A 22,338-nucleotide genomic window follows, 5' to 3' on the forward strand; every position below is an offset into this window, starting at 1 on the left:
CATGTGCTAAACCGAACCATAAAGAAGACTGCCCGATCAATCACTTTTGGGCAGTCTTCTTTATGCGTAAATCTAAGTGTTCACATTCTTGTTCTCTAATACCGTTCGAATTCGCTCCGTTTTGTCAGCCTTACTGTGATATTCAAACAGCCCCAGGCGGTTACCCCAAGGATCTGCAAACGTGGCCCATCGGACGGTAACCTCAAGTTGCTGTGAAGTTATATCTTCGTTCAATCGGTCTTTCATGTACAAAATGGCTTTCTCTACCGCTTCCGTATGACTCTCGTTCATGAATGACTTTTCCGGAATGGGTTCATGAATGATTTGGGAATGCTGCTCTCAAATCGCATAAGCTGACCATCTGTAGGGTGGATAAAGGAGAGCACCTTAGCATGAAGACCGAGCCTGCCGAGGATTTTGGCTTTCGAGCCGTATTTCTTGTCTCCTACGATGGGATGACCGATGTCTTCCATATGTACACGGATTTGATTTTTGCGTCCGGTTTCCAAGTTGACCTCAAGTAGTGAAAAATCCCGGTTGGACTCAATCGTTTTGTAGTGAGTTACCGCATGCTGACCGTCATTCGGATAATGACTAGAGTACATTTTCAGGGTGCTACTCTCTCTAAGCCAAGACGTGATTGTGCCTTCAGGCTTCTTGACTGCACCTTCAACCAGAGCTACATAGGTACGCTCCTTTACGGTGTCCTGCCAGTTGTTCTGTAGCGTTTGCTGCACGTTTTCGCTTTTGGCAAACATCATCACACCGGAAGTGTCGCGGTCCAGTCGGTGAATGACAAAGATCCGTCCATTCGGATTTTGGCTGCGTACATGAGCTGTCAGCTGACGATAAGCTGTCATCTCATTCTCTTTAGGGGAAGCAACGGACAGCAGACCGGCATCCTTTTGGATAACAATAACATCATCATCTTCATGTAAAATAGTTAGTCCGACAAGCACGGGTTTGTCAGCCACTTTATCTTTGCTCAGCATGATGGTCTGCCCGGGTTCAAGAACATGGTTATACGCCGTGACGGCTACACCATCCACCATAACTTGCCCGCGTGCGAGAAGCGATTTGATCGAGTTGCGGCTCATATTCGATATGCTGCTTAACAAAAAGGAGAGTAATTCTGAAGGTTCTTTAACGGTATAAACTTTCACTGGAGCCGGTTTGGAGTTGTTTTTGACACTGCTTGTTTTAAGTTGACGTCCACCGGATTTTCGACCGTAATCCGATGAATTTCGAGGCTTATTTGCTTGGTAGTCACTGCCTCTTTCTGCCGGGGCTCCTGAACGTGTATTCTGTGGTTTATATGACTTCGTTCCCTTGGCGGGACGTCGTTTGTTATCCATGGTCATTCTCCATCCTGAAGTATATTTCCAGTCAACTATACCATGCACCGCCGGGCAATTCCATGTATCAGTATTATGTAGAACGGTTCTTGGTTGCCCATTGAACCAAACCCCGGTAAACTTAAAGGATAGAGATCGTTCTGTCGAAAGAGCCAAAGAGGTTAGAGTTAGGAGATTTTATATGTTAAATAGGGAATTGAGTCATCCGGAATCGATGAATTTAAATACAGCTCGGGAATATTTACAGAAGTATTACGGCTATCCTGATTTTCGTGAAGGACAGAAAAAGATTGTAGCGAGCCTCCTTGAAGGCCGTGATACGCTGGGGATTATGCCGACCGGCGGAGGTAAATCGATCTGTTACCAGATTCCGGCGTTGATGCTCCCGGGGATGACACTCGTGATCTCCCCCTTGATCTCGCTGATGAAGGATCAGGTGGATGCTCTGACAACAGCCGGCGTTTCAGCCGCCTATATCAATAGCACATTGAGCGGTAAGGAAGTGAACGAGCGGATCCGACAAGCGAAGCGAGGAGAATTGAAGCTGCTGTATGTGGCTCCGGAGCGGTTGGAGTTGGATTGGTTCCGGGATGAGATGGCAGAGCTTCAGATTTCCTGTGTTGCTGTCGATGAAGCACACTGTGTCTCCCAATGGGGACATGATTTCCGGACGAGTTACTTGTCAGTGGCTCCTTTTGTAAAGGGATTGCCGGTTCGCCCGATCCTGGCGGCCTTTACGGCCACAGCTACACCGGAAGTCATGGAAGATATGCAGCGGCTTCTCAGGCTGGAGGAACCGCAGGTGTTTGTTACGGGACTTGGCCGTGACAATTTGGAAATGTCTGTGCTTCGCGGTGAGAACAAGCGGGAATATGTACTTGATTATGCAGCATCACATACGCACCAATCCGGCATCATATATGCGGCTACCCGTAAGGAAGTGGATGATTTATGCCAGCGGCTGCAGCAGCAAGGCTTATCCGCAGGACGTTACCATGCAGGAATGAGTGATGCGGAGCGTGCTTCCAGCCAAGAGGCTTTTTTGTATGACGATATCCGTGTTATTGTAGCGACCAATGCGTTTGGCATGGGGATCGATAAATCGAACGTACGCTATGTCATTCATTTCAATATGCCGAAGAATATGGAGTCCTACGTTCAGGAGGCGGGTCGTGCAGGCCGTGACGGCGAGCCGAGCCAGTGTATTTTGCTGTTTAGCGCGCAGGATATTATGACCCAGAAATTTCTGATTGAACAGAATCCCCAAGATTCCGAGCGTAAGCATAATGAATACCGGAAGCTGCAGCAGATGATTGACTACTGTTATACGACACGCTGCCTTCGCAGCGCCATGCTCGATTATTTCGGAGAGGCTCACGAGGATAAGCCGTGCGGTACGTGCAGCTCTTGCACAGATGATCGGGAACTGATCGATATAACGGTAGATGCCCAGAAGATTTTCTCTTGTATCCACCGGATGCGTGAGCGCTTTGGCGTTTCAATGGTAGCGTCAGTGCTGAAAGGCTCGCGTGCCAAAAAAGTACTCGAATACGGCTTTGACCGTCTGCCCACTTACGGTGTCATGTCTAGTCGCACGGAGAAGGAAATTTCGGAGACGATTAATGTGCTCATTTCTGAAGGATTACTCGCACTTACGGAAGGACAATATCCGGTCGTGAAGCTGCAGAGTGCTGCAGCCGAGGTACTTAGAGGACAGCGGGAAGTGATGCAGCGGGTTCCGCGGCCGACCAAGACGTCCGCTGGACAGCGCCGGAGCAGCAGTCGTGATTCTTCACCGTCAGCGGTTAATGAGACTGTATTCGAGCAGCTGCGCCTCATCCGCCGTGAATTGGCCAGCCGTGAGCATGTGCCGTCCTATATTATTTTTAATGACGCGACTTTGCGCGAGATGAGTGTGGTCTGTCCGCAGAGTGAGGATGAAATGCTAACTGTAAAAGGGGTCGGCGAAGTGAAATTCCGTAAATACGGAAAGCCGTTCCTGGATTTTTTTCTTAATCAGTCGGGAGACTCAGGCACAGAGTATGATCATTACGAGTATGAATAGACGGAATTTATGAAATAGTTGAGAACACTCGCGATTTCAATCGTGAGATGAATTGGCTTCGGACAAGGCGTGTCTTTAGACACGTTAATTGTCCAACATATGTCAAATTTTAAATTAGAAAAAACACTGATAGTTAGTACAAAAACTATCTTGACGTATATTATCCTATATTTGGGATGGATAATAATCCCAAGTATTGCCAATGTATTAAGGGGGGCAGCAAAACTTTTTTTTTAAGAGTTCCCACAACTAGAAAACAATCTGTCAGGAGGACATCTTTGAAATCCTTCTTACATTGAGGTAACTATTAGCGAACATATAGAAGCATAGAACGACATTACATTAATATCACTAATTGAGGTGAGAACAGTGATTGTAAACAAAGCATATAAATTTCGTATCTATCCAAGCAAGGAACAAGAAATCTTAATTGCTAAAACAATCGGCTGTTCTCGTTTTGTGTTTAATCGCTATTTGGCACAATGGAATAACTCATACAAGGAAACAGGTAAAGGATTAAACTACAATTCGTGTTCAGCTAAACTTACACACCTGAAAAAAGAATTCGTATGGCTAAAAGAGGTGGACAGTATTTCCTTGCAGTCATCGCTAAAGAATCTTGCGGGTGCGTTTGATCGTTTCTTCAAAAAGCAAAATGATGCACCACGCTTCAAGTCTAAAAAGAACAAGGTGCAATCCTACACAACCAAGCAAACGAATGGAAATATTGTTATTTTAGGCAACCATATCAAATTGCCTAAACTCGGTCTTGTTCGTTTTGCTAAAAGTCGTGAAGTGAATGGTCGCATTCTGAATGCTACTGTTAGACGTAATCCAAGCGGAAAATACTTTGTGTCCATTCTTGCTGAAACTGAAGTACAACCATTAGAAAAAACAGGTTCTTCTGTTGGTGTTGATGTTGGACTAAAAACTTTAGCATCCCTTTCAGATGGAACACCATACGAAAATCCAAAATGGTATCGCAAACTTGAAGAACAATTAGCGAACGCGCAGCGTATCCTTTCCAGACGTACAAAAGGTGGTTCGAATTGGAACAAGCAACGTGTTAAGGTCGCAAGAATCCATGAAAGAATCTCCAATGCAAGAATAGACTACTTGCAGAAAATCTCTACTGAAATCATCAAAAACCACGATGTAATTGGTATTGAAGATTTGCAAGTATCAAATATGCTGAAAAATCACAAGCTGGCAAAAGCAATTAGTGAAGTATCTTGGTCACAATTCAGAACTATGCTTGAGTACAAGGCAAAATGGTACGGCAAAGAAGTGGTTACTGTATCCAAAACCTTTGCAAGTTCTCAGTTATGTTCGTGCTGTGGCTACAAAAATAAAGACGTTAAGGATCTAAAACTTCGTGAATGGGATTGTCCTAATTGTGGTGCACATCACGATCGAGATATTAACGCAGGACAAAACCTTAAAAATGAAGCTATAAGACTTCTAACCGTAGGGACTACGGGAATAGCCTAATCAATTAGAAACCGATAGGTTTCCGTACTTAGGAATCTCGCGACTTAAGTCGTGAGAAGTTCAAGAAATAACGATTATAATCGGTACGATAAATACAAATTATGGAATAAATCAAGCGAAGGTCGTGAACCATGAAAGTCATTTTGTCCACATTAAACGCCAAATACATCCATACGTCACTGGCCATCCGCTGTCTTAAGGCTTACAGCGAGAAGGACTTTGATATTGAATTGACAGAGTATACAATCAAGGATCCGGTGATGAATATCGTCTCGGATCTGTTTCAACGGAAGCCGGACGTTATCGGCTTTTCCTGTTATATATGGAATATCGAAGAGACGATTAAAGTCATTGATATTGTCAAAAAGGTTATGCCTGAGGTTACGATTATTTTGGGAGGTCCGGAGGTTTCTTACGATACGACTTACTGGATGGAGCGTCTGCATAACGTAGATTTCATCATTATAGGTGAGGGCGAGGAAACGCTGAATCATCTCTTGAAGGAGATCGAAGGCGACCGAAAATATCATTTTGTATACGGAACCGCTTATCGTAAGAACGGTGAGGTAATCATTAATCCGCCACGTCCAAAAAGCGACCTGAATGATCTGCCGTCACCGCACCGGTTTGCGGAGGATATTCCGCATTTGGGCAAACGGGTCGTCTACTTTGAGACAAGCCGAGGCTGTCCTTTTAACTGTCAGTTCTGTCTTTCGAGCATTGAGGTGGGCGTCCGTTATATTGATATCGAGCGGACGAAGTCTGATCTGTTATATCTCATCGATCATGGTGCTAAGCTGATCAAATTTGTGGACCGTACATTCAATATTAAACGGGATTATGCTCTCGAAATGTTTCAATTCTTGATTGAGAATCATCGGGGCTGTGTATTCCAATTTGAAATTACGGCAGATATTATGCGTCCCGAGGTGCTTGAATATTTGTCCGAAAATGCGCCTCCGGGTATCTTCCGGTTTGAGATCGGTGTGCAGTCCACGAATGACCCAACGAACGAGCTTGTAAAGCGCCGCCAAAATTTTTCGAAGCTGTCTCGAACCGTTAGCATGATTAAGGCAAGCGGAAAGATTGATCAGCATCTGGATTTAATAGCAGGCCTGCCGCTTGAAGATTACGATACGTTCCGCAAGACGTTTAATGACGTATTCGCGCTTGGACCGGAGGAGCTTCAGCTCGGATTTCTGAAGATGCTGCGCGGTACCGGAATGCGGATCGATGCACATAAATACAATTACACGTATATGGATCATGCTCCGTACGAAATTTTGGGCAGTGATGTTTTGCCATTCTCGGACATTGTCAGATTGAAGCGGCTGGAGGATGTATTGGAAAAATACTGGAATGCACACCGCATGGACCATACGCTGAATTATTTAATGACACATGAATTTCCGTCGCCTTTCGATTTCTTTCAGGAGTTCGGAGATTACTGGGAGGCTCAAGGCTGGCAAAAAATCGGGCATCAGCTGGAGGATCTGTTCACACGTTTGACAGCATTCCTCGAAAACCGGCAAACCCCGCATATGGAGATCATTATAGGGTTAATGAAATTCGATTATTTCCTGGGACATAAGTATAAGCCGCGCAAAATTTGGTGGGATTTCGTTCAGGATAAGAACGAATGGTCTGCCCAATTGAAACAGGCTGTCGATCAACAAGGTGACTTCTCGGGCGGTTTTGCTGAGCTTGAACTGGGCGAACGTGAATTACAAAAGCACGCGATGATCGAGGTGCTTCCGTTTAATCTGGAAGAAGTTATTCATCATGGCGGCTCTGGGACTTCTGCCAACGGGGAAAGTGGACAAACTCCTTCCCGAACGATGCTGGTCGTGCTGTATCAGCAATCAGAGGATGGTCGTCCGTTATATTTTACAAAAGCTGTTTAAAAAACAACTTCATCCGGTAACCTAACGGATGGAGGAGTGATAAACATGATAGATGGCCAGAATCCTAAACACAAAAATAATCCGACCGTTGCAGTGGGTATGGAAGGCGATAACGAAATGCTGCGGGAAGAAGCAACAGAGGAAGAGATTGAGCACGGTGACTTTACCGAAGTCACTCATCTGATCATTGACCGAACGCCAGAAGATTAGAACATGTTGCGTAAGGCACACCCCATGAGCAGAGTGCTTAATAAAAAAGGAGTCAGAAATAGGCTGCCCGAGACTTAGTCTTGGGTGGCCTGTTTGTGTTAAGAAATAAGAAAGTATAAATTTCGGAGTAAACTGTATCCTTATCTCGCAAGAAAAACTACCGCTAAGTGCGGTCTGTCTTCATTTGAGGTACGTCGATAGAGTTTTTCTCATGGTTTATATTATTCGCGTGCAGAGCCCGTTTTTGTTGCGTAATATTTTCCCGAATATGCATCTTTCTGATATCGATAGTTTTAAAATTGATACTACAGCTCTATTGAGAGTTTTTTACATATAAAGTAGATTATGCTTAATGATATAGGGCCTAAAAAAATTCGAATTGAGAGATTTTTTAAACCCATTTAAGTAAGCGCTATCATCGTTAGGCATTCCTTTAGTTTTGAAAGGAGCTGATGTCGTTTTACGTGGAGCTACAGAAATTTTACTGATCATTTTTATAGGAGGGATTAATTTATGAGAAAAGGTTTATTGGGAATGTTGGGCAAGCCGAGAAGAATTTTGCCGTTATTGGTCGTTGTGGCGTTGATTATGAGCTTGCTGCCTGTGGTAGCTTCTGCAGCCGATCGGGGCCCATGGGCACCAAATGTATTCTATACGGTAAACGACACGGCTACGTATAGTGGAAATACCTATAAGACTATTCAAACTCACACTTCAATAACAGGATGGGAACCGCCTAACGTACCTGCGATGTGGGAGCTTGTTCAAGGTGGAAGCGAAGGTGGTAGTGATACTGTAGCTCCGACAACTCCAGCGAACGTAACTGTAAGTGGAGTCACCTCCTCTAGTGTAACGTTATCCTGGCTGGCGTCTACGGATAACGTAGGTGTGACAGGTTATGATGTGTATCAGGGTACATCGCTGGCTATATCAGTAAACGGTACTACTGCTACGATCACTGGACTTTCTGCCAGCACGACATATTCCTTTAAGGTCGTGGCCAAAGATGCTGCCGGAAATCTCTCCCCGGCAAGTGAGACAGTGAATGCGACAACAACGGGAGGGACAGGCGGAGGTGGTGGTCAGCTACCGAAGCATATACTGACAGGATACTGGCAGAACTTTATCAATAACGCCAGCAACTTGAAAGTGAGAGATATACCAAACCAGTACGATATTATTGTATTGTCGTTTGCTGAAATGGATCCTGCTAATCCAGGCGGTGTCACTTTTAATGTGAATACTTCATTGTCTGCAGCCCTGGGCGGGTATTCGAATGCTGATCTGATTTCGGATATTCAGGCTAAACGTGCGCAAGGAAAGAAGGTCATTCTGTCTATTGGAGGAGAACTGGGCAACATTAATTTGAATAACGCTTCACCCAATGTGACGAATTTTGTGAATAGTATGTATTCTATCATTACTCAATTTGGGCTGGATGGTGTGGATATCGACCTAGAGCATGGCATGAATGTACCTAATCTAACCAATGCGATTCGTCAGTTACAGCAAAAAGTCGGAAATGACTTTATTCTGACAATGGCTCCGCAAACGATAGACATGCAGAATCAGAATACATCCTACATACAGCTCTATGACAACTTGAAGGATATTACAACCGTGATTAATGTGCAGTATTACAATTCTGGGTGTATGCTGGGTCGTGACGGAAAATGTTATACACAGGGTAGCGTAGATTTCTTGACTGCTCTCTCGGATCTGACATTGCAGTGGGTGTCACCTTCCCAATTGGGAATAGGTGTTCCAGCTACACCTTCAGCAGCAGGGGGAGGATATGTCTCTCCAACGGTCGTTAATAATGCGCTGAACTGTCTGGCAACTGGCAACAGCTGTGGAAGCTATAAGCCAGTTGCTAAATACCCAGATATCCGGGGAGCAATGACATGGTCAATCAACTGGGATGCGACCACGAACTACAGTCTAGCCAACACGGTGAAGCCTTTCTTGATTACACTTCCTTGATCATAGAAGTAAAAGCCTCGGTCGATGTGGCCGAGGCTTTATCATATTCTATTTTGCAGAGTTCCCTGGATTTAAGAAATATGCTTATCATTCAAATTTTCCTTGGTGCTTAACTTCGTACATTCACGGAACGCATACTGGGTGCACCCCAGGCATTTGTTATATTGAATATTTTCCAAAGCGTAATTTAATGCTTCTCCCGTGTGCTCAAAGAAGCGATCCTCACCAATCATGGAATAGCATCCAGTCTTCACAAGCAGTTTCTTGGGCTGCGGACGTATTCCGGAGATGATGACAACGACCCCACGCTCCATTAGGCGATTGACCAGTCTGGAAAAATTGGATTCGCCGGTCGTATCCATAAACGGTACTTTCCCCATGCGAAGCAGAATGACTCGAAGATCGGGGGATGCCAGAAGCTTCTGTCCGAAGTTCTCAAAAGTGTAGGAAGCGCCGAAGAATAAAGTGCCCTCGACATTATACATGCCAATTTGCGGACAGTCACGATCTTCGGTTACCATATGCGGCTGCACCTTTTCTTTTTTTGAGGAGTGGTCCGGCAATACTTTATTTACCGCTAGCATGCTGCTCATTCGTTTGATGAACAAAATAACAGCCAAGGCCAGCCCAGCCTGGACGGCTACCGTTAGTGTAGTAAACACCGTCAGCAGGAAAGTAACAAGCAGAATAAGCGAGTCTGCGGTCCGTGTTCTGAGCATATGAGTAAAAGTTTTATATTCACTCATATTCCAGGCTACAACCATTAAAATTGGGGCCATACTTGCCAGCGGAATATTGGAGGCATAAGGGGCGAACAGGACAACAATCATCAAGACGACGACACCATGAATAATTCCCGAAATCGGAGACACTGCGCCGCTTTTAATGTTCGTTGCTGTACGTGCAATGGCGCCCGTAGCTGGAATTCCACCGAACAGAGGTGTCACCATGTTGGCTACGCCCTGTCCGATTAATTCTCGGTTGCTGTTATGCCTAGTACCCGTTATTTCATCAGCTACAACGGCTGACAGCAGCGATTCAATACTTCCAAGCATAGCGATAATTAGAGCAGGCTGAAGCATCATAACGACGCGATCCCAGGTTAGTTCCAGGGGTGCAAATTGGGGCAGCCCTCCGGGAATGATTCCGTAAGCGGACCCTATTGTCGTTACTTTGCCTGGGAACAGCCAGGCAGCAATCAAAGTGGAAACGATGATGCCTACGAGCGAGCTTGGCACTTTAGGCAAATACTTAGGAGTTATAATTAGTGTGGCGAGGCAGATGACTGCGATTAACACACTGTACAGATTCAATGAGGAAATCCGTAAGACGATCTCTTTCATGTTATAAAAGAAGTATTCATGGCGCTCTACACCTTGCAGTCCAAGGAAATTAGATATTTGCCCACTGAAAATAATGACGGCAATCCCTGATGTAAATCCAACGGTTACTGGCTTGGGAATGAATCTGATCAGGGAACCCAGACGAAGAAGCCCCATAAGCACGAGAAATATTCCCGCTAGAAATCCGGCGATCAGCAGGTTCTCGTAACCATACTGAATGACAATAGCGAGCAAAATCGGAATAAATGCCCCGGTCGGTCCACCGATCTGAAACCTTGAGCCGCCGAGCAGGGAGATCAATATGCCTGCAATAATCGTTGTATAAAGTCCATACTCCGGCTTTACCCCTGAAGCTATGGCAAAAGCCATCCCTAAAGGAATGGCAACAATCCCCACGATACAACCAGATATCAAATCCTTGCGAAAAGCATTTGCCGAGTAACCACTAAATTGACCCGTCCATTTCATTTGTTCTACCCTTCTTCTCTTATATTTCATTGCCCTGTAACTTCAATAAACCCCGCTGTTAGGCGGGGAAATTACAATTAACTCAGTTTGTTAAGTTGATTAGCTCATGTTAGTTAAATAGTTTGTCTCTTAATTCCTATCATTGCTTACTGATATCCTCTAAGAGAGAAATCGACTCCACTAAATGGTTGTTAAATATTTGCCGGGCTACTCCGAGCAGATCGCTGATCAGCGGATCTCGTAGTGAATAGATCACGGTGGTTCCTTCTTTAACGCTGTTAACCAAATTTTTAGCGCGTAGCACAGCAAGCTGTTGGGATACGGCTGAACCCTCCGATCCTAGCATTACCTGAAGCTCATTAACATTTCGCTCCCCCTGGCTCAATATTTCCAGGATACGGATTCTCATTGGATGTGCGAGTGCTTTGAAAAAATCGGCTTTAAACTGTTGAATGTTTCGGTCCATCGCAGTTATCTCCTTGATTTATTATATTCATATATCTGAACTTTTGAATATTTGAGTCAGCAATTATGTTATCATGACAAATTGTTCTTGTATATGATAAATGTACTGTAGTTCTACTGGCTTTCAGTATCTGTGTAAATATTATATTAAGTTATGGAACTGTGTGTGAAAGTGGGGCAGCCATATGAAAAAGCGGCTGCGATCCATATGGATCACAGCCGCTTATTGTGGGGAATTTCAACAATAATGAGGCCTTATAGAAGGTGCTGGGTTACAAAACAGGTTCTGCAGTAGGAGACCCTTTATCAGGATTAGCTATATGCCGTTCCAACCAATCCAGCACATGTGCAGCAACTTCATCCCGGTTGACTTCATGAAGCATTTCATGGCGACCGCCGGGGTACAGACGGTATTCCAATTGCTCAACTCCGAGTTTCTGGTACAACTCAATGAGGTTGCGTACACCTTTTCCTCGCAGGCCGACTGGATCTTCGTCACCGGAAAAGATATATATCGGTTTGTCTTTCACAAGGTTGCTTAGCAGTGCAGGCTTGTGAATCTGCCGCAGCAGACCGAAAAACTCTTGGAAGAAACGAGCAGAGCACACTCGTCCGCAGTACGGGTCGTTCACATAGAGGTCTACCTCTTCCGGATCACTGGACAACCAGTCGAAAGGAGTTCGGACAGGGCCAAAGCCTTTGTTATAAGGCCCGAACACAATCGCATTGATCAGTACACTCCGGTGGGCAGCACCCTTTATTCTGACCTGAGCAGCAGCGAGATTTTCACCGACGCTGAGCAGGGCCCGAGGTCCATTGGAACCGGAGAGGAGAAACCCGTCAAAATGGTGGCTGTGTGTGCACATAATCTTTTGCGTAATGAAAGATCCCATACTGTGCCCGAGCAAATAATGCGGAAGCTGAGGGTGTCTTTCCTTAATAACGGTAGAAAGGAGGACCAAATCCTCGATCATCCCTTCAAATCCATTCTCGCCGGGGTCACCCAAAGCATCAAGCTTATCAGCCGTTCTACCGTGACCACGGTGATCGTGGACATAAACAGCGTATCCATGTTTCGTAAGCAGGGCGGCCAGCCCCTCATATCGCGCTCCTGTTTCACACATGCCGTGCGCGATTTGAAGAACTGCTTTAATGTCCATTTCTGGTTCTGGCAGCCATTGATATACAAATATGTTCATCGCCTGGGTGTTCAACATCGTAAACGTTTCGGATTGCATTGCTTTCCGGCACCTCCACAAAACGATAAATTTAAGGGATCTATTTCATATTTAATCCAATTAAGGCAGATAAGAACGAAGAACTGTTGAATTTCCTTCCAGCGTGTAGGAGCCAAGGTTTGCAGGCAACAGGAAGCATTGTCCGGATGTATAAGCTTGGGACCCGCCATCCCATTTCAGGGTGCCTTCTCCGTCACACATTACGAGAATCGTAAAGCTATCTTCGGTTGTAGTGAGGTTCCAAGGGCCCTCTACAATTCCTTTTTCAACGATAAAATATGGCGACTTGGCTAATTCCAGCCATTCTCCAGGCACTGCATTGTCTGTGCTCATGGTTGAGGCACCAGAGCCTTCATATGCAGTAACATTTAATGAATCCTCAATATGGAGCTCACGAGGTTTGCCATCGAGTCCCGGACGGTTGTAATCGAAAATCCGATATGTTGTGTCGGAATTTTGCTGGATTTCAGCTACGACGACACCGGCACAGAGGGCATGGACAGTTCCAGCCGGAATGTAAAATGTATCGCCAGCCTTCACAGGTACTTCCTGGAGAGAATCCATAACCGTACCGTTTTCCAGCGCTTTTTTGAGATCAGCGCGCTTAACGCCTTCTTTCAGCCCATAAATGATTTTGGCGTCCGGTTTGGCATCCAGAACGTACCACATTTCTGTTTTTCCCAATTCGCCTTTTGGCAATCCTTCATAATCATCTGTCGGATGCACTTGAACGGACAGATCATCATTGCAGTCCAGCAGCTTAATCAGCAGCGGAAAGCGGCCGTTAACTTCAGAGAATCCCTTTTTGCCAAACCATTCAGCGCCGAATTGTTCACGAACCTGATCCAAACCGAGTCCAGCGAGCTCCCCACTGACAACGGAAGTCGTTCCGTTTGGATGGTCTGCGATCATCCAGCCTTCGCCGATATGGCCTTCAGGTATGTTAAGGCCGAATTGTTCAAGGGCACGTCCGCCCCATACACGTTCTTTAAATTCAGGTTGAAATAACAGCGGATACGGTTTTGTCATGTTGTTTCATCTACCTTTCATAAACCATAGTATAGGATAGCTATAGACGCTTGCAGGTACCAGATAGAACCGGATACCAGATAGAACCTCTCAGCGTGCTGCTAAGGTTCTATCATAACGGTTTCTTTCGCTCTAGCGCAATGAGATAAGGTGCATCGGGACGTTGGATGCCGCGATACATAACGGCTTGCGCAGTGCGTTGGGAAAGGGCTGACGCCCATGCCTCCACCGCTGCTGCTTCTTGTCCGCCGCCTTCATGTCCCGGATAAAGGACAATCGTTACAACGCCGCCGGGAGCTAGCATTTCCAGAGAGGTTTCCAGTGCTGAGAGAGTGCTTTCCGGCAGAGTAATGATTTGTTTATCTGACTGATCGGCTGGTAAATACCCAAGGTTGAACATGATAACAGACACCTTGCCGTGATAATCGACCGGGATGGAATTCTTCATGAAGGAATGGCTTTCAAGATGCAGAGAAACTTCGGCCAGCTGTTCAGCAGGCTCTTTCGTTAATCTTCGACGGGTTAGGGCTAAGGCCTCCTCTTGAATGTCGAAAGCGAAGACATGGCCACGGGGACCGGCCGTTTTGGCAAGAAACAGAGTGTCTGCCCCGGTTCCTGCCGTAGCATCGACTGCGATACCTCCGGGCTGAAGACGTTCAGTGGCCAGCTTATGGGCATAACTCAAAACGGAGAGGAAGCCCATCAGGACTCCCTCCACATTTTACCCTGCCATGTATCACGTTGCTTTAACTGGGCATCAATGGCGTTCAGTACTTCCCACTTCTTCAAGCTCCACAGCGGTCCGATCAATAAATCGCGCGGGGCGTCCCCTGTCAGGCGGTGAACAATCATTTCCGGTGGCAAAAATTCTAATGTATCAACAATCAGCTTGATGTACTCATCCTGCTCTAGAAAACGCAGAAGTCCAGCTTCATACTGCTTCACCATTGGAGTTTTGCGCATAAGATGAAGTAGGTGGATCTTGATACCCTGAACGTCCATCTTAGAGACAGCCCGGCCAGTGTCGAGCATCATTTCATGGCTTTCCTGGGGCAGACCATAAATAATGTGGGTGCACACCCGGATGTTATGTTTGCGGAGCTTTTCTACAGCCTCCAGATAGCACTCAGTATCATGAGCACGGTTAATGAGCTCAGAGGTTGAGTTGTGGATCGTTTGCAGCCCCATTTCTACCCACAGATAGGTTCGCTCGTTCAGTTCAGCCAAGTATTCGATGACATCATCAGGAAGACAGTCAGGCCGGGTAGCAATGGATAATCCCACCACGCCGGGCTGCTCCAAAATGACCTCATAATATTCCCGAAGCTCTTCTACAGGCGCATACGTGTTAGTATAAGCTTGAAAATAGCCAATATACTTCGCATGAGGCCATTTCTGATGCTGCTTGTCCCGAATGGTGTTGAATTGGGTCACCAGATCGTCACGTCTTCGTCCTGCAAAATCCCCTGAACCTCTGGAACTGCAGAAAGTGCAGCCTCCTTTGGCAATCGTGCCGTCCCGATTCGGGCAAGTAAAGCCGGCGTCAAGCATGACCTTGAACACCTTATCCTGAAATTGGTTGCGCATTTCATAATTCCATGTATGAAATCGTTTATCGCCCCACATGAGCGGAGCAGATGTAAGAGATGTATTCATGTGTTCTCCTTTTGTAATCTATGGGATGTTTCTCATAGCATGAATCAGATCCTTTGTATATTGTATCAAAAAAAAGGTCACAGCGTCATGCACTGCAAACTTCCACCTTAACCTCTCTTGATCGTTTTTCATGAAATTGCTATATTTATTTATGTAAGTAACTGTTTCACTGTGACCAACCATGGGTAATCATTAATTATGAAGTGGAATTCATATTCATCTGATGTTTTGGATATACTATTACCGTGAGGTGATTATAATGAATTCGACGCCTACAAAGACATATACCAAAGAACGAATCACTGTGGAGTTTACACCGGATGAAGCTTTGGCCCTGACAGGAGTAGAATTTAACGCCAATCAGGAAATCAAAGCTTCGGCACAACGTAAAATCCGGGCTGCCTTCGAAAAGACATTTGATTTTGCAGTTGAAGAAGGGTAGACTATTCACAGTTTAACTACCGCGGAACCCCAATTCCAAATATAACGAAAAAGGAACCCCGCTTTTGCCTTGTGCAAAAGAAAGAGGTTCCTTTTTCTAAATATAAGAAAATATAAATTTCATATTGTATACTTGGCTTATATTTCTGGAGAAACGCCGTCCGTCCTTTAAAAAGGACGACGAAGGCGTTTCTTTTTGATTGGGTCTTTACTTTTAGAGGTAACTTCGTCACAATATTTCAGTATAGGTCAACTAAAAGGATAAGTTTCGGAGGTATATCATGCGTCTACGCGGAAGAAAAGGAATCCGGGAAAATCTAGAGCAGCAGGAGGATTTGGTTGTTCTGGATCCCCGGCAATATAAAGGGAAGTGGGCTTCCCTGTTTGGTAATGACAAACCGATTCATGTGGAATTCGGTATGGGCAAAGGGCAGTTTATCAGCCAAATGAGTTACAAGCACCAGGATGTGAATTTTATCGGGGTGGATATGTACGATGAGCTGATTCGACGGGCAAGTGAGAAAGGGCGCAATGCTTGGTCAGCAGAGGACGTAGTTACACCGCCCAATCTGAAGCTCGCTCTGATGAATATTGAGAATGTGGAAGAAGTGTTTGAACCCGGGGAGCTTGAGCGGATTTATTTGAATTTTAGTGATCCATGGCCAAAAACCAAGCATGGTCGCCGTCGGTTAACTCATCCAAGATTTCTTGATAAATACAGAACAATTATGAATGAGCGTGGCCAGATCCATTTTAAGACAGATTCTGTCAGTTTATTTGAATTCTCCCTAAATGCATTTTCGGATTACGGACTGCAAATGACCAACATTTCGCTTGATCTTCACCGGGAAGGGCTAAATGAAGAATTTGTAATGACGGAGTATGAAACAAAATTTGTCGGACAAGGAATTAAGATTCACCGTTGCGAGGTCATTGTCGGACAAGAAGCGTTGTCAGAGTACGAGGTTGAACGCTTGAAGAAATACGGGATGTAAGCTGTATTCAGAAGCGACATAAATGAAAGTAGGGCGATGACAGCGCTTGCAATTATTATAATAGAAGATATTATTTCTTCAGCATTGAAAAAAAGGTGCCTCCTTATCAGGAGTGCACCTTTTCATTTTCCAGCATGTCGATTATACTCCTCGCACTTTGCAGTGGATGATAGCGCTGAATGTTGTCTAAATTTCGCGAACGCCGCATGAGGATTTCATCGTACTGGCTGAGCAGCATATTCATCCATTTACCGAGTACTTCAAGGGATGTAATTGGCTCTCCCAAACCTTGTGCGATGAAGTAATGGAAGTTCTCTTCTTCCTGCCCAGGTAGCGGATGGTGAAAAAGCATCGGAATTCCTTTCGCAAGACCTTCCGTGCAGGTCATTCCACCTGGTTTGGTTACCAACAGGTCGGAAACCTCCATCAGTTTATCTACTTCACGGGTAAAGCCGAATATTCGTATGTTTGGATGGCGGTAACGTGGGTTGTTTTCCATTTCTATTCGTGCTTTATCATTGTTACCGAAGCAAAAAATAACCTGTATTTCTTCACGCCACTTGGTTAGATATTCATGCACAACTTGGTCATTCATTATGCCCCAGCCGCCTCCCATTACGAGAACTGTAGGCATCGCGGCAAGATTAAACTTCTCCCTGATTTCTTCTTTGCTGGGATGTTCCCAGAAGTCCGGATGAATTGGAATGCCGGTGACTTGGATTTTAGCATGGGAGACACCACGATTTAGCAGCTTACGCTTGACCTCCGGTGTAGAGACGAAATAGCGGTCGACTTCCGGGCTGATCCAGGTATCATGGGCGTCATAGTCCGTTATCACTGTACATAAGGGGATGTTTGTCCCTAGGCGCTTTAGCCGCGAAATAACAGCACTTGGAATAAAATGGGTACATACAATGATATCAGGCCGTAGCTGCCGAACAACATTTTTGGTGCTTGTATAAAAAATCCGGTGCAGTGCCAAGGTAGTAAACCGGCTAAAGGATTTTTGATGCCGGTACATATAACCAATCAGCCGTGGTTGGGACGTAAGGGTCTTACGATAGGCCGAAATAATCAACGGAGCCATTTTGGGGTTCAGAAAGCTTCCGAGCTCCATGACTCTTGTCTGAACGTTCGGAGATAACTGACGTAGACTGCTGGAGAGCGCGTGAGCAGCCTGCGTATGGCCGGCGCCGAAGCCCTCTGATAACAGCAATACTCTTTTCTTAACCACTCTTTTTCACCCGTTCCTGCAGCGTTATTCAATATCCATAACATATCGACTTTGAGAGGATATTGCAACCGACTAGAGCCTTGTTTACTGAAGAAAGGGCTATAGTCTATGGCTGCAAGATAGCCGCAAGAATCGCCAGAATACGCTAATTTATGGAAAAAAATATGACTTTATAAGGTTGGAGGACTTTTGTCCTGTATTCCCGTTTTTCTATACAGCGAGTGGCCGAATGTGTTTTTCCTGTATCAATGGGTAAGGGAGATTGTTACGGACTTTGACGGAAATAAGGGTCTGAGGTCTTTTGACTTGAATAAAAGTTACCGCTACAATGATTCAAATGAGTGGCAAAAAGTTTAAATAAAAGTGGATACCTAACCCAAACTTTTTTCCGTTTCATTACGTCAAGGAGTTATGTGGACAAAGTTTTTTAGAAAAATGGGCAGGCAGAGAAATAAAAAGTAAGAAAACAGCTGAAAATAAGAACTAATGCCGTTTGAATCGAAGCTTGCTGGCATACTGAAAGCAAGCGAAGCTCTTTTTAACAAGATACTTCGAAATTAGAGCTATTCACGCTTTTGACAAATGATCTTAAAGTGTGGAAAATCGATATGACGTGCAAAACGATCCTGTGACACCAGGATCAAAAGAAGTAGACAAAGATTGCAACAAAAGACAAAGACAGTAACAAAGGGTCATAAACACAAAAGAAACAAGAGAGAGAAAAAAATCACAATATTCTCAAGGGTTTAAAAAGGGGGTAACGAGAATTATGTTCGACGCCATTTTTGTCGCGCTCCAATTGTTTTTGGTCGCGATTGGTGTGTACCAGTTTGCATTCTCTTTATTCGGTTTGATTAAGAAAAAGAAAAAGCAGCATTTTGAACCGACAAAGTCATTTGCAGTGCTCGTAGCGGCCCATAATGAAGAGCAAGTTGTTGGAGCTTTGATGGAAAACCTGAAGCAGCTTAACTATCCTAAAGATCTATACGAAGTGTTCGTGATTTGCGATAACTGTACAGACCGGACGGCCGCAATTGTCCGTGAACATGGAATGAATGCCTGTGTCCGCACGAACCAGAATCTTCGCGGTAAAGGCTATGCCATCGAATGGATGCTGAAAGAATTGTGGGCAATGCCCCGTCAGTATGATGCGGTCGTTATGTTTGACGCCGACAATCTGGCACATCCGGATTTTCTGACTGAAATGAACGACGATCTCTGCTCTGGAGCGAAAGTTATCCAGGGATATATTGATACCAAGAATCCTGAAGATTCTTGGATTACAGCTGCATACGGTGTGTCGTATTGGTACATTAACCGTCTGTGGCAGATGTCCCGTCACAATCTAAACATGGCGAATTTTCTCGGCGGTACAGGTATGTGCTTTGAGACTAATCTGCTGAAGGAAATGGGCTGGGGGGCAACCAGCTTGGTTGAGGATTTGGAGTTTACAATGCGCAGTGTCATGCGCGGTGTATATCCAAAATTCAACTATGATGCCAAAGTTTTTGACGAGAAGCCACTTACATTCAAGGCCTCTGCAAGACAGCGTCTGCGCTGGATGCAGGGACACTTTACGGTTGCGCGCCGTTACTTCTTTCCACTACTCTGGCGTGCTATTAAAGAACGTAGCATCGTGAAGTTGGATCTCGCACTGTATGGAATCAACGTATATATTGTTCTGCTCACGTTCATTCTGACTGCCGTGATATGGGTTGACAATTCTTTCTTTGATGGTCCGAATATCGCTAACTTGTTTGGTTACCTGCCATTTTGGCTCAGCTTTGCTGCGATTGCCGCGAATATCTTCACTTTCATGATGGCTTTGATCTTGGAGAAGGTGACGTTCAAGAAAGTTTACGCTTATCTTGTACTGTTCCCGATATATCTGCTGTCATGGTATCCGATCACCGTATATGCTTTCTTCACGCAAAATAACAAGACGTGGAGTCATACGGAGCATACACGTGTGGTACGCCTGGAAGAAGTGCAGAGCAAGCAGGGCTAAGTCTTTTGAAAATATTGAAACTAATTTGTTGACACAAGTGGAATGAAGTGATACACTATTTTGGTGTTGAACTGAATACTGATTGTAAGCAGAAGCACGCCGCTTCTCACCTGTCCGACTGGAGTCGGCTGGTTTGATCACGAAATCTACGAATGAATAAATTTCATTTTTTGAGATGTGTATCAAATAGGGATGCCGGTGGTTGAATCGGTATCCCTTTATTTTTTGTTTTATGACAGGTACGAATTATTATAATCGGAGGTGGAGGACTATCAGTAAGGAACATATGATCAATGACGAAATTCGGGCGAAGGAAGTACGTTTGGTCGGTGCAGAAGGCGAACAAATCGGTATTAAGTCGACTCGCGAAGCACTGCAAATGGCGATTGATCTCAATCTTGATCTGGTGAACGTGGCCCCGCAGGCGAAGCCGCCTGTATGTCGCATCATGGACTACGGTAAATTCCGTTATGAGCAGCAGAAGAAAGAGAAGGAAGCCCGCAAGAACCAGAAGATCGTTGATATCAAGGAAGTATGGTTCCGAGCTAACATTGAGGAGCACGATTACCAAACGAAGCTTCGCAATGTCGTGAAGTTTCTTAAAGAAGGCGACAAGGTGAAATGCTCCGTGCGTTTCCGCGGTCGTGAAATCACACACGCCAGTATTGGCCAGAAGATTTTGGAGCGCGTAAAAGAAGAAGTTGTCGACCTGTGCATCGTGGAGCGCCAGCCTAAGCTGGAAGGCCGCAGCATGATTATGATCTTGGCTCCTAAAGCCTAAGAGATATTATGAGGAGGAAGTTGTACTATGCCTAAAATGAAAACACACAGCAGCCTGAAAGGCCGCTTTAAAATTACCGGTACTGGTAAAGTAAAACGTTACAAAGCTTACAAAAACCACTTGCTTTCCCACAAATCCAAGCGTGCGAAGCGTGTCCTTGGGACTAGCCCGGTTATGGCACCTGGAGATGTTAAACGTTTGAAGCAAGGCTTGGCTAACTTGAAATAGTAAACAACAATTATTGGGAGGTCTTTTAATATGGCACGAGTTAAGGGCGGATTTGTAGTTCGTCGTAGACATAAAAAAGTATTGAAGCTTGCTAAAGGTTATTTCGGTTCCAAACACCGTATTTTCAAAACAGCTAACGAACAAGTTATGAAATCGATGGTATACGCATACCGTGACCGTCGTCAAACGAAACGTAACTTCCGCAAACTGTGGATCGTTCGTATCAATGCTGCTGCACGTCTGAATGGCTTGTCCTACAGCAAAATGATGCACGGCCTGAAACTGGCTGGTGTGGACATCAACCGCAAAATGCTGGCTGATCTGGCTGTAAACGACCTGACTGCGTTCAATTCTTTGGCAACTGTAGCAAAAGATAAAGTGAACGCTTAAGATATAAGCGTAAGAAGAAACGCCTTCGGCGTCCTTAATTAAAGGGCGCCGAAGGCGTTTCTTCGAGAAATCTGAACCGTCGATAACTCGGCGGTTCTTTTTTTGCCCTGTTACCTATATTGCTGACAAAGGGCGATGAAACAAGCATCAAGACCTTAGTGGGAATAAACTGAACTGTATATACCAAAGGAGGGATTTTCATGCATAAGCCTGTTAGTAAGGCAGTTGTTAAGCAATATGTGGGCAAGCAGATCGTAGCGTATAAGAAGGACGGGGGCGTTGTAACGGGCAAACTGATTCGGGTTTCTGGAAACCGCCTTATTCTGGAAGCACAAAAGGGGAAAAAAGTGAAAACAAAAGCCATTTTACCACTCGTACTGTTTGATCTTCTGGCAATCGGAACATCTCCATTTGGCTTCGGCGGCTTCGGTCCAGGCTTCGGTCCAGGCTTCGGCCCAGGTTTCGGCCCGGGTTTTGGTCCAGGTTTTGGTCCAGGCATTGGCGGGTTTTTCTGATAAACTAAAATCACCAAATTTTTTCCATCTCATAGCATTGGTTAGGTGTAATGATACGGACGATGCTGTAGCCAAGCTTTTGGTAAAAAGAGAGCCCTTTTTGGTTTACCAAGTCCACCATAACTTTGGCCCGTTTGCATCCGCGTGATAATGCGAAGCCTTCAGCATGCTTCATTAAGGAAATTCCGACGCGCTTCCGCTGTGCAGCGGGTGCAACGGCTAGCATGTCAATATACAACAACTCACCATGAAGCATGAAATGGATAAAAGCGATTACGTTCCCTTTCTGATTGGGAGAAGCAACCAGTGTAACTCCCCGGCGGAGTCTTGTCGGTATATCTTTACGAATGGTGTCCAATTCTTCGGGACTGAGGTTGGATAAAGGGACCAGTTGTGATTCAATTAATTGTAAAATGGCCGGATCATCCTGTCCGGGTTTGCGGTAGCGAATCATAAATCTTGCCTCCCTTCGCTGCCGTTAAACAGATCTCGATTTATCATATGTAGCAAGGGTTAAGAGGGTGTTAACGGGAATGATT

At 45.1% G+C, this 22,338-nt stretch carries 22 protein-coding genes; 12 read left to right on the top strand and 10 right to left on the bottom strand.

What is annotated here, in order from left to right:
* Positions 1-72: 72 nt before the first annotated feature.
* Positions 73-291 carry a VOC family protein gene (locus AC2TF5_RS05540; RefSeq protein ID WP_491301218.1) on the bottom strand — a complete coding sequence of 73 codons (219 nt, stop codon included), beginning with the start codon at positions 289-291 and terminating at the stop codon, positions 73-75.
* On the bottom strand, positions 288-1,355 hold the full coding sequence (locus AC2TF5_RS05545; protein ID WP_491301219.1) for an RluA family pseudouridine synthase: 1,068 nt from the start codon (positions 1,353-1,355) through the stop codon (positions 288-290). The genes AC2TF5_RS05540 and AC2TF5_RS05545 overlap by 4 nt, the downstream gene beginning before the upstream one ends.
* 181 nt (positions 1,356-1,536) lie before the next feature.
* On the opposite strand from AC2TF5_RS05545, the gene recQ reads away from it, so the two are divergent.
* From recQ to AC2TF5_RS05570, 5 genes are all read left to right on the top strand, one after another.
* A complete protein-coding gene (gene recQ / locus AC2TF5_RS05550) occupies positions 1,537-3,420 on the top strand; it encodes a DNA helicase RecQ (RefSeq protein ID WP_491301220.1) in 1,884 nt (627 codons plus the stop codon).
* Between the two features lie 369 nt (positions 3,421-3,789).
* Entirely contained in the window at positions 3,790-4,911 is a 1,122-nt protein-coding gene (gene tnpB / locus AC2TF5_RS05555; RefSeq protein WP_491301221.1) for an IS200/IS605 family element RNA-guided endonuclease TnpB, read from the top strand.
* A gap of 131 nt (positions 4,912-5,042) precedes the next feature.
* Positions 5,043-6,815, top strand: a complete 1,773-nt coding sequence (locus AC2TF5_RS05560) for a B12-binding domain-containing radical SAM protein (protein ID WP_491301222.1) — start codon at positions 5,043-5,045, stop codon at positions 6,813-6,815.
* A gap of 45 nt (positions 6,816-6,860) precedes the next feature.
* Complete coding sequence (locus AC2TF5_RS05565; protein ID WP_491301223.1) at positions 6,861-7,025, top strand: hypothetical protein; 165 nt, start codon at positions 6,861-6,863, stop codon at positions 7,023-7,025.
* Between the two features lie 513 nt (positions 7,026-7,538).
* Positions 7,539-9,008, top strand: coding sequence for a chitinase (locus AC2TF5_RS05570; protein ID WP_491301224.1), 1,470 nt, complete (start codon positions 7,539-7,541; stop codon positions 9,006-9,008).
* Positions 9,009-9,079: 71 nt separating this feature from the next.
* On the opposite strand, the gene AC2TF5_RS05575 is transcribed toward AC2TF5_RS05570, so the two are convergent.
* From AC2TF5_RS05575 to mnmL, 6 genes are all read right to left on the bottom strand, one after another.
* The gene (locus AC2TF5_RS05575; RefSeq protein WP_491301225.1) at positions 9,080-10,819 is read right to left on the bottom strand and encodes a SulP family inorganic anion transporter; all 1,740 of its coding nucleotides are present in this window, start codon (positions 10,817-10,819) and stop codon (positions 9,080-9,082) included.
* Between the two features lie 139 nt (positions 10,820-10,958).
* A complete protein-coding gene (locus tag AC2TF5_RS05580; RefSeq protein WP_208918099.1) occupies positions 10,959-11,285 on the bottom strand; it encodes an ArsR/SmtB family transcription factor in 327 nt (108 codons plus the stop codon).
* A gap of 271 nt (positions 11,286-11,556) precedes the next feature.
* On the bottom strand, positions 11,557-12,522 hold the full coding sequence (locus AC2TF5_RS05585; RefSeq protein WP_491301226.1) for an alpha/beta hydrolase: 966 nt from the start codon (positions 12,520-12,522) through the stop codon (positions 11,557-11,559).
* A 60-nt stretch (positions 12,523-12,582) separates the two neighbouring features.
* Positions 12,583-13,551 (bottom strand): type I phosphomannose isomerase catalytic subunit, encoded by a 969-nt coding sequence (locus AC2TF5_RS05590; RefSeq protein ID WP_491301227.1) that lies wholly within the window; start codon positions 13,549-13,551, stop codon positions 12,583-12,585.
* Positions 13,552-13,663: 112 nt separating this feature from the next.
* The gene (mnmM, locus tag AC2TF5_RS05595; RefSeq protein WP_491302815.1) at positions 13,664-14,254 is read right to left on the bottom strand and encodes a tRNA 5-(aminomethyl)-2-thiouridylate-methyltransferase MnmM; all 591 of its coding nucleotides are present in this window, start codon (positions 14,252-14,254) and stop codon (positions 13,664-13,666) included.
* Positions 14,254-15,207 (bottom strand): tRNA modification radical SAM protein MnmL/YtqA, encoded by a 954-nt coding sequence (gene mnmL, locus AC2TF5_RS05600; RefSeq protein ID WP_491301228.1) that lies wholly within the window; start codon positions 15,205-15,207, stop codon positions 14,254-14,256. Before mnmL ends, mnmM begins: the two co-directional genes overlap by 1 nt.
* Before the next feature lie 259 nt (positions 15,208-15,466).
* Between mnmL and AC2TF5_RS05605 the strand changes: the two genes are divergently transcribed.
* Positions 15,467-15,649 carry a hypothetical protein gene (locus AC2TF5_RS05605; RefSeq protein ID WP_491301229.1) on the top strand — a complete coding sequence of 61 codons (183 nt, stop codon included), beginning with the start codon at positions 15,467-15,469 and terminating at the stop codon, positions 15,647-15,649.
* 280 nt (positions 15,650-15,929) lie between these two features.
* The gene (gene trmB / locus AC2TF5_RS05610; RefSeq protein ID WP_491301230.1) at positions 15,930-16,643 is read left to right on the top strand and encodes a tRNA (guanosine(46)-N7)-methyltransferase TrmB; all 714 of its coding nucleotides are present in this window, start codon (positions 15,930-15,932) and stop codon (positions 16,641-16,643) included.
* A gap of 106 nt (positions 16,644-16,749) precedes the next feature.
* Here trmB and AC2TF5_RS05615 read toward each other — a convergent pair whose 3' ends face one another.
* Positions 16,750-17,877, bottom strand: a complete 1,128-nt coding sequence (locus tag AC2TF5_RS05615; RefSeq protein ID WP_491301231.1) for an MGDG synthase family glycosyltransferase — start codon at positions 17,875-17,877, stop codon at positions 16,750-16,752.
* A 769-nt stretch (positions 17,878-18,646) separates the two neighbouring features.
* On the opposite strand from AC2TF5_RS05615, the gene AC2TF5_RS05620 reads away from it, so the two are divergent.
* The 5 genes from AC2TF5_RS05620 (at position 18,647) to AC2TF5_RS05640 (ending at position 21,799) form a co-directional block, all read left to right on the top strand.
* Positions 18,647-19,885: a glycosyltransferase family 2 protein gene (locus AC2TF5_RS05620; RefSeq protein WP_491301232.1), complete on the top strand. Its 1,239-nt coding sequence runs from the start codon at positions 18,647-18,649 to the stop codon at positions 19,883-19,885.
* Positions 19,886-20,171: 286 nt separating this feature from the next.
* Positions 20,172-20,666, top strand: a complete 495-nt coding sequence (gene infC / locus AC2TF5_RS05625; RefSeq protein ID WP_491301233.1) for a translation initiation factor IF-3 — start codon at positions 20,172-20,174, stop codon at positions 20,664-20,666.
* A 27-nt stretch (positions 20,667-20,693) separates the two neighbouring features.
* The gene (gene rpmI, locus AC2TF5_RS05630; RefSeq protein ID WP_046678638.1) at positions 20,694-20,894 is read left to right on the top strand and encodes a 50S ribosomal protein L35; all 201 of its coding nucleotides are present in this window, start codon (positions 20,694-20,696) and stop codon (positions 20,892-20,894) included.
* A 30-nt stretch (positions 20,895-20,924) separates the two neighbouring features.
* Positions 20,925-21,284 (top strand): 50S ribosomal protein L20, encoded by a 360-nt coding sequence (gene rplT / locus AC2TF5_RS05635; protein ID WP_208918109.1) that lies wholly within the window; start codon positions 20,925-20,927, stop codon positions 21,282-21,284.
* Between the two features lie 200 nt (positions 21,285-21,484).
* Entirely contained in the window at positions 21,485-21,799 is a 315-nt protein-coding gene (locus tag AC2TF5_RS05640; protein ID WP_491301234.1) for a hypothetical protein, read from the top strand.
* 10 nt (positions 21,800-21,809) lie between these two features.
* Here the strand turns inward: AC2TF5_RS05640 and AC2TF5_RS05645 are convergent, their stop codons facing one another.
* Complete coding sequence (locus AC2TF5_RS05645; RefSeq protein ID WP_491301235.1) at positions 21,810-22,253, bottom strand: GNAT family N-acetyltransferase; 444 nt, start codon at positions 22,251-22,253, stop codon at positions 21,810-21,812.
* Between the last annotated feature and the right edge of the window lie 85 nt (positions 22,254-22,338).

It is taken from the genome of Paenibacillus sp. JNUCC 34 (assembly GCF_058269055.1).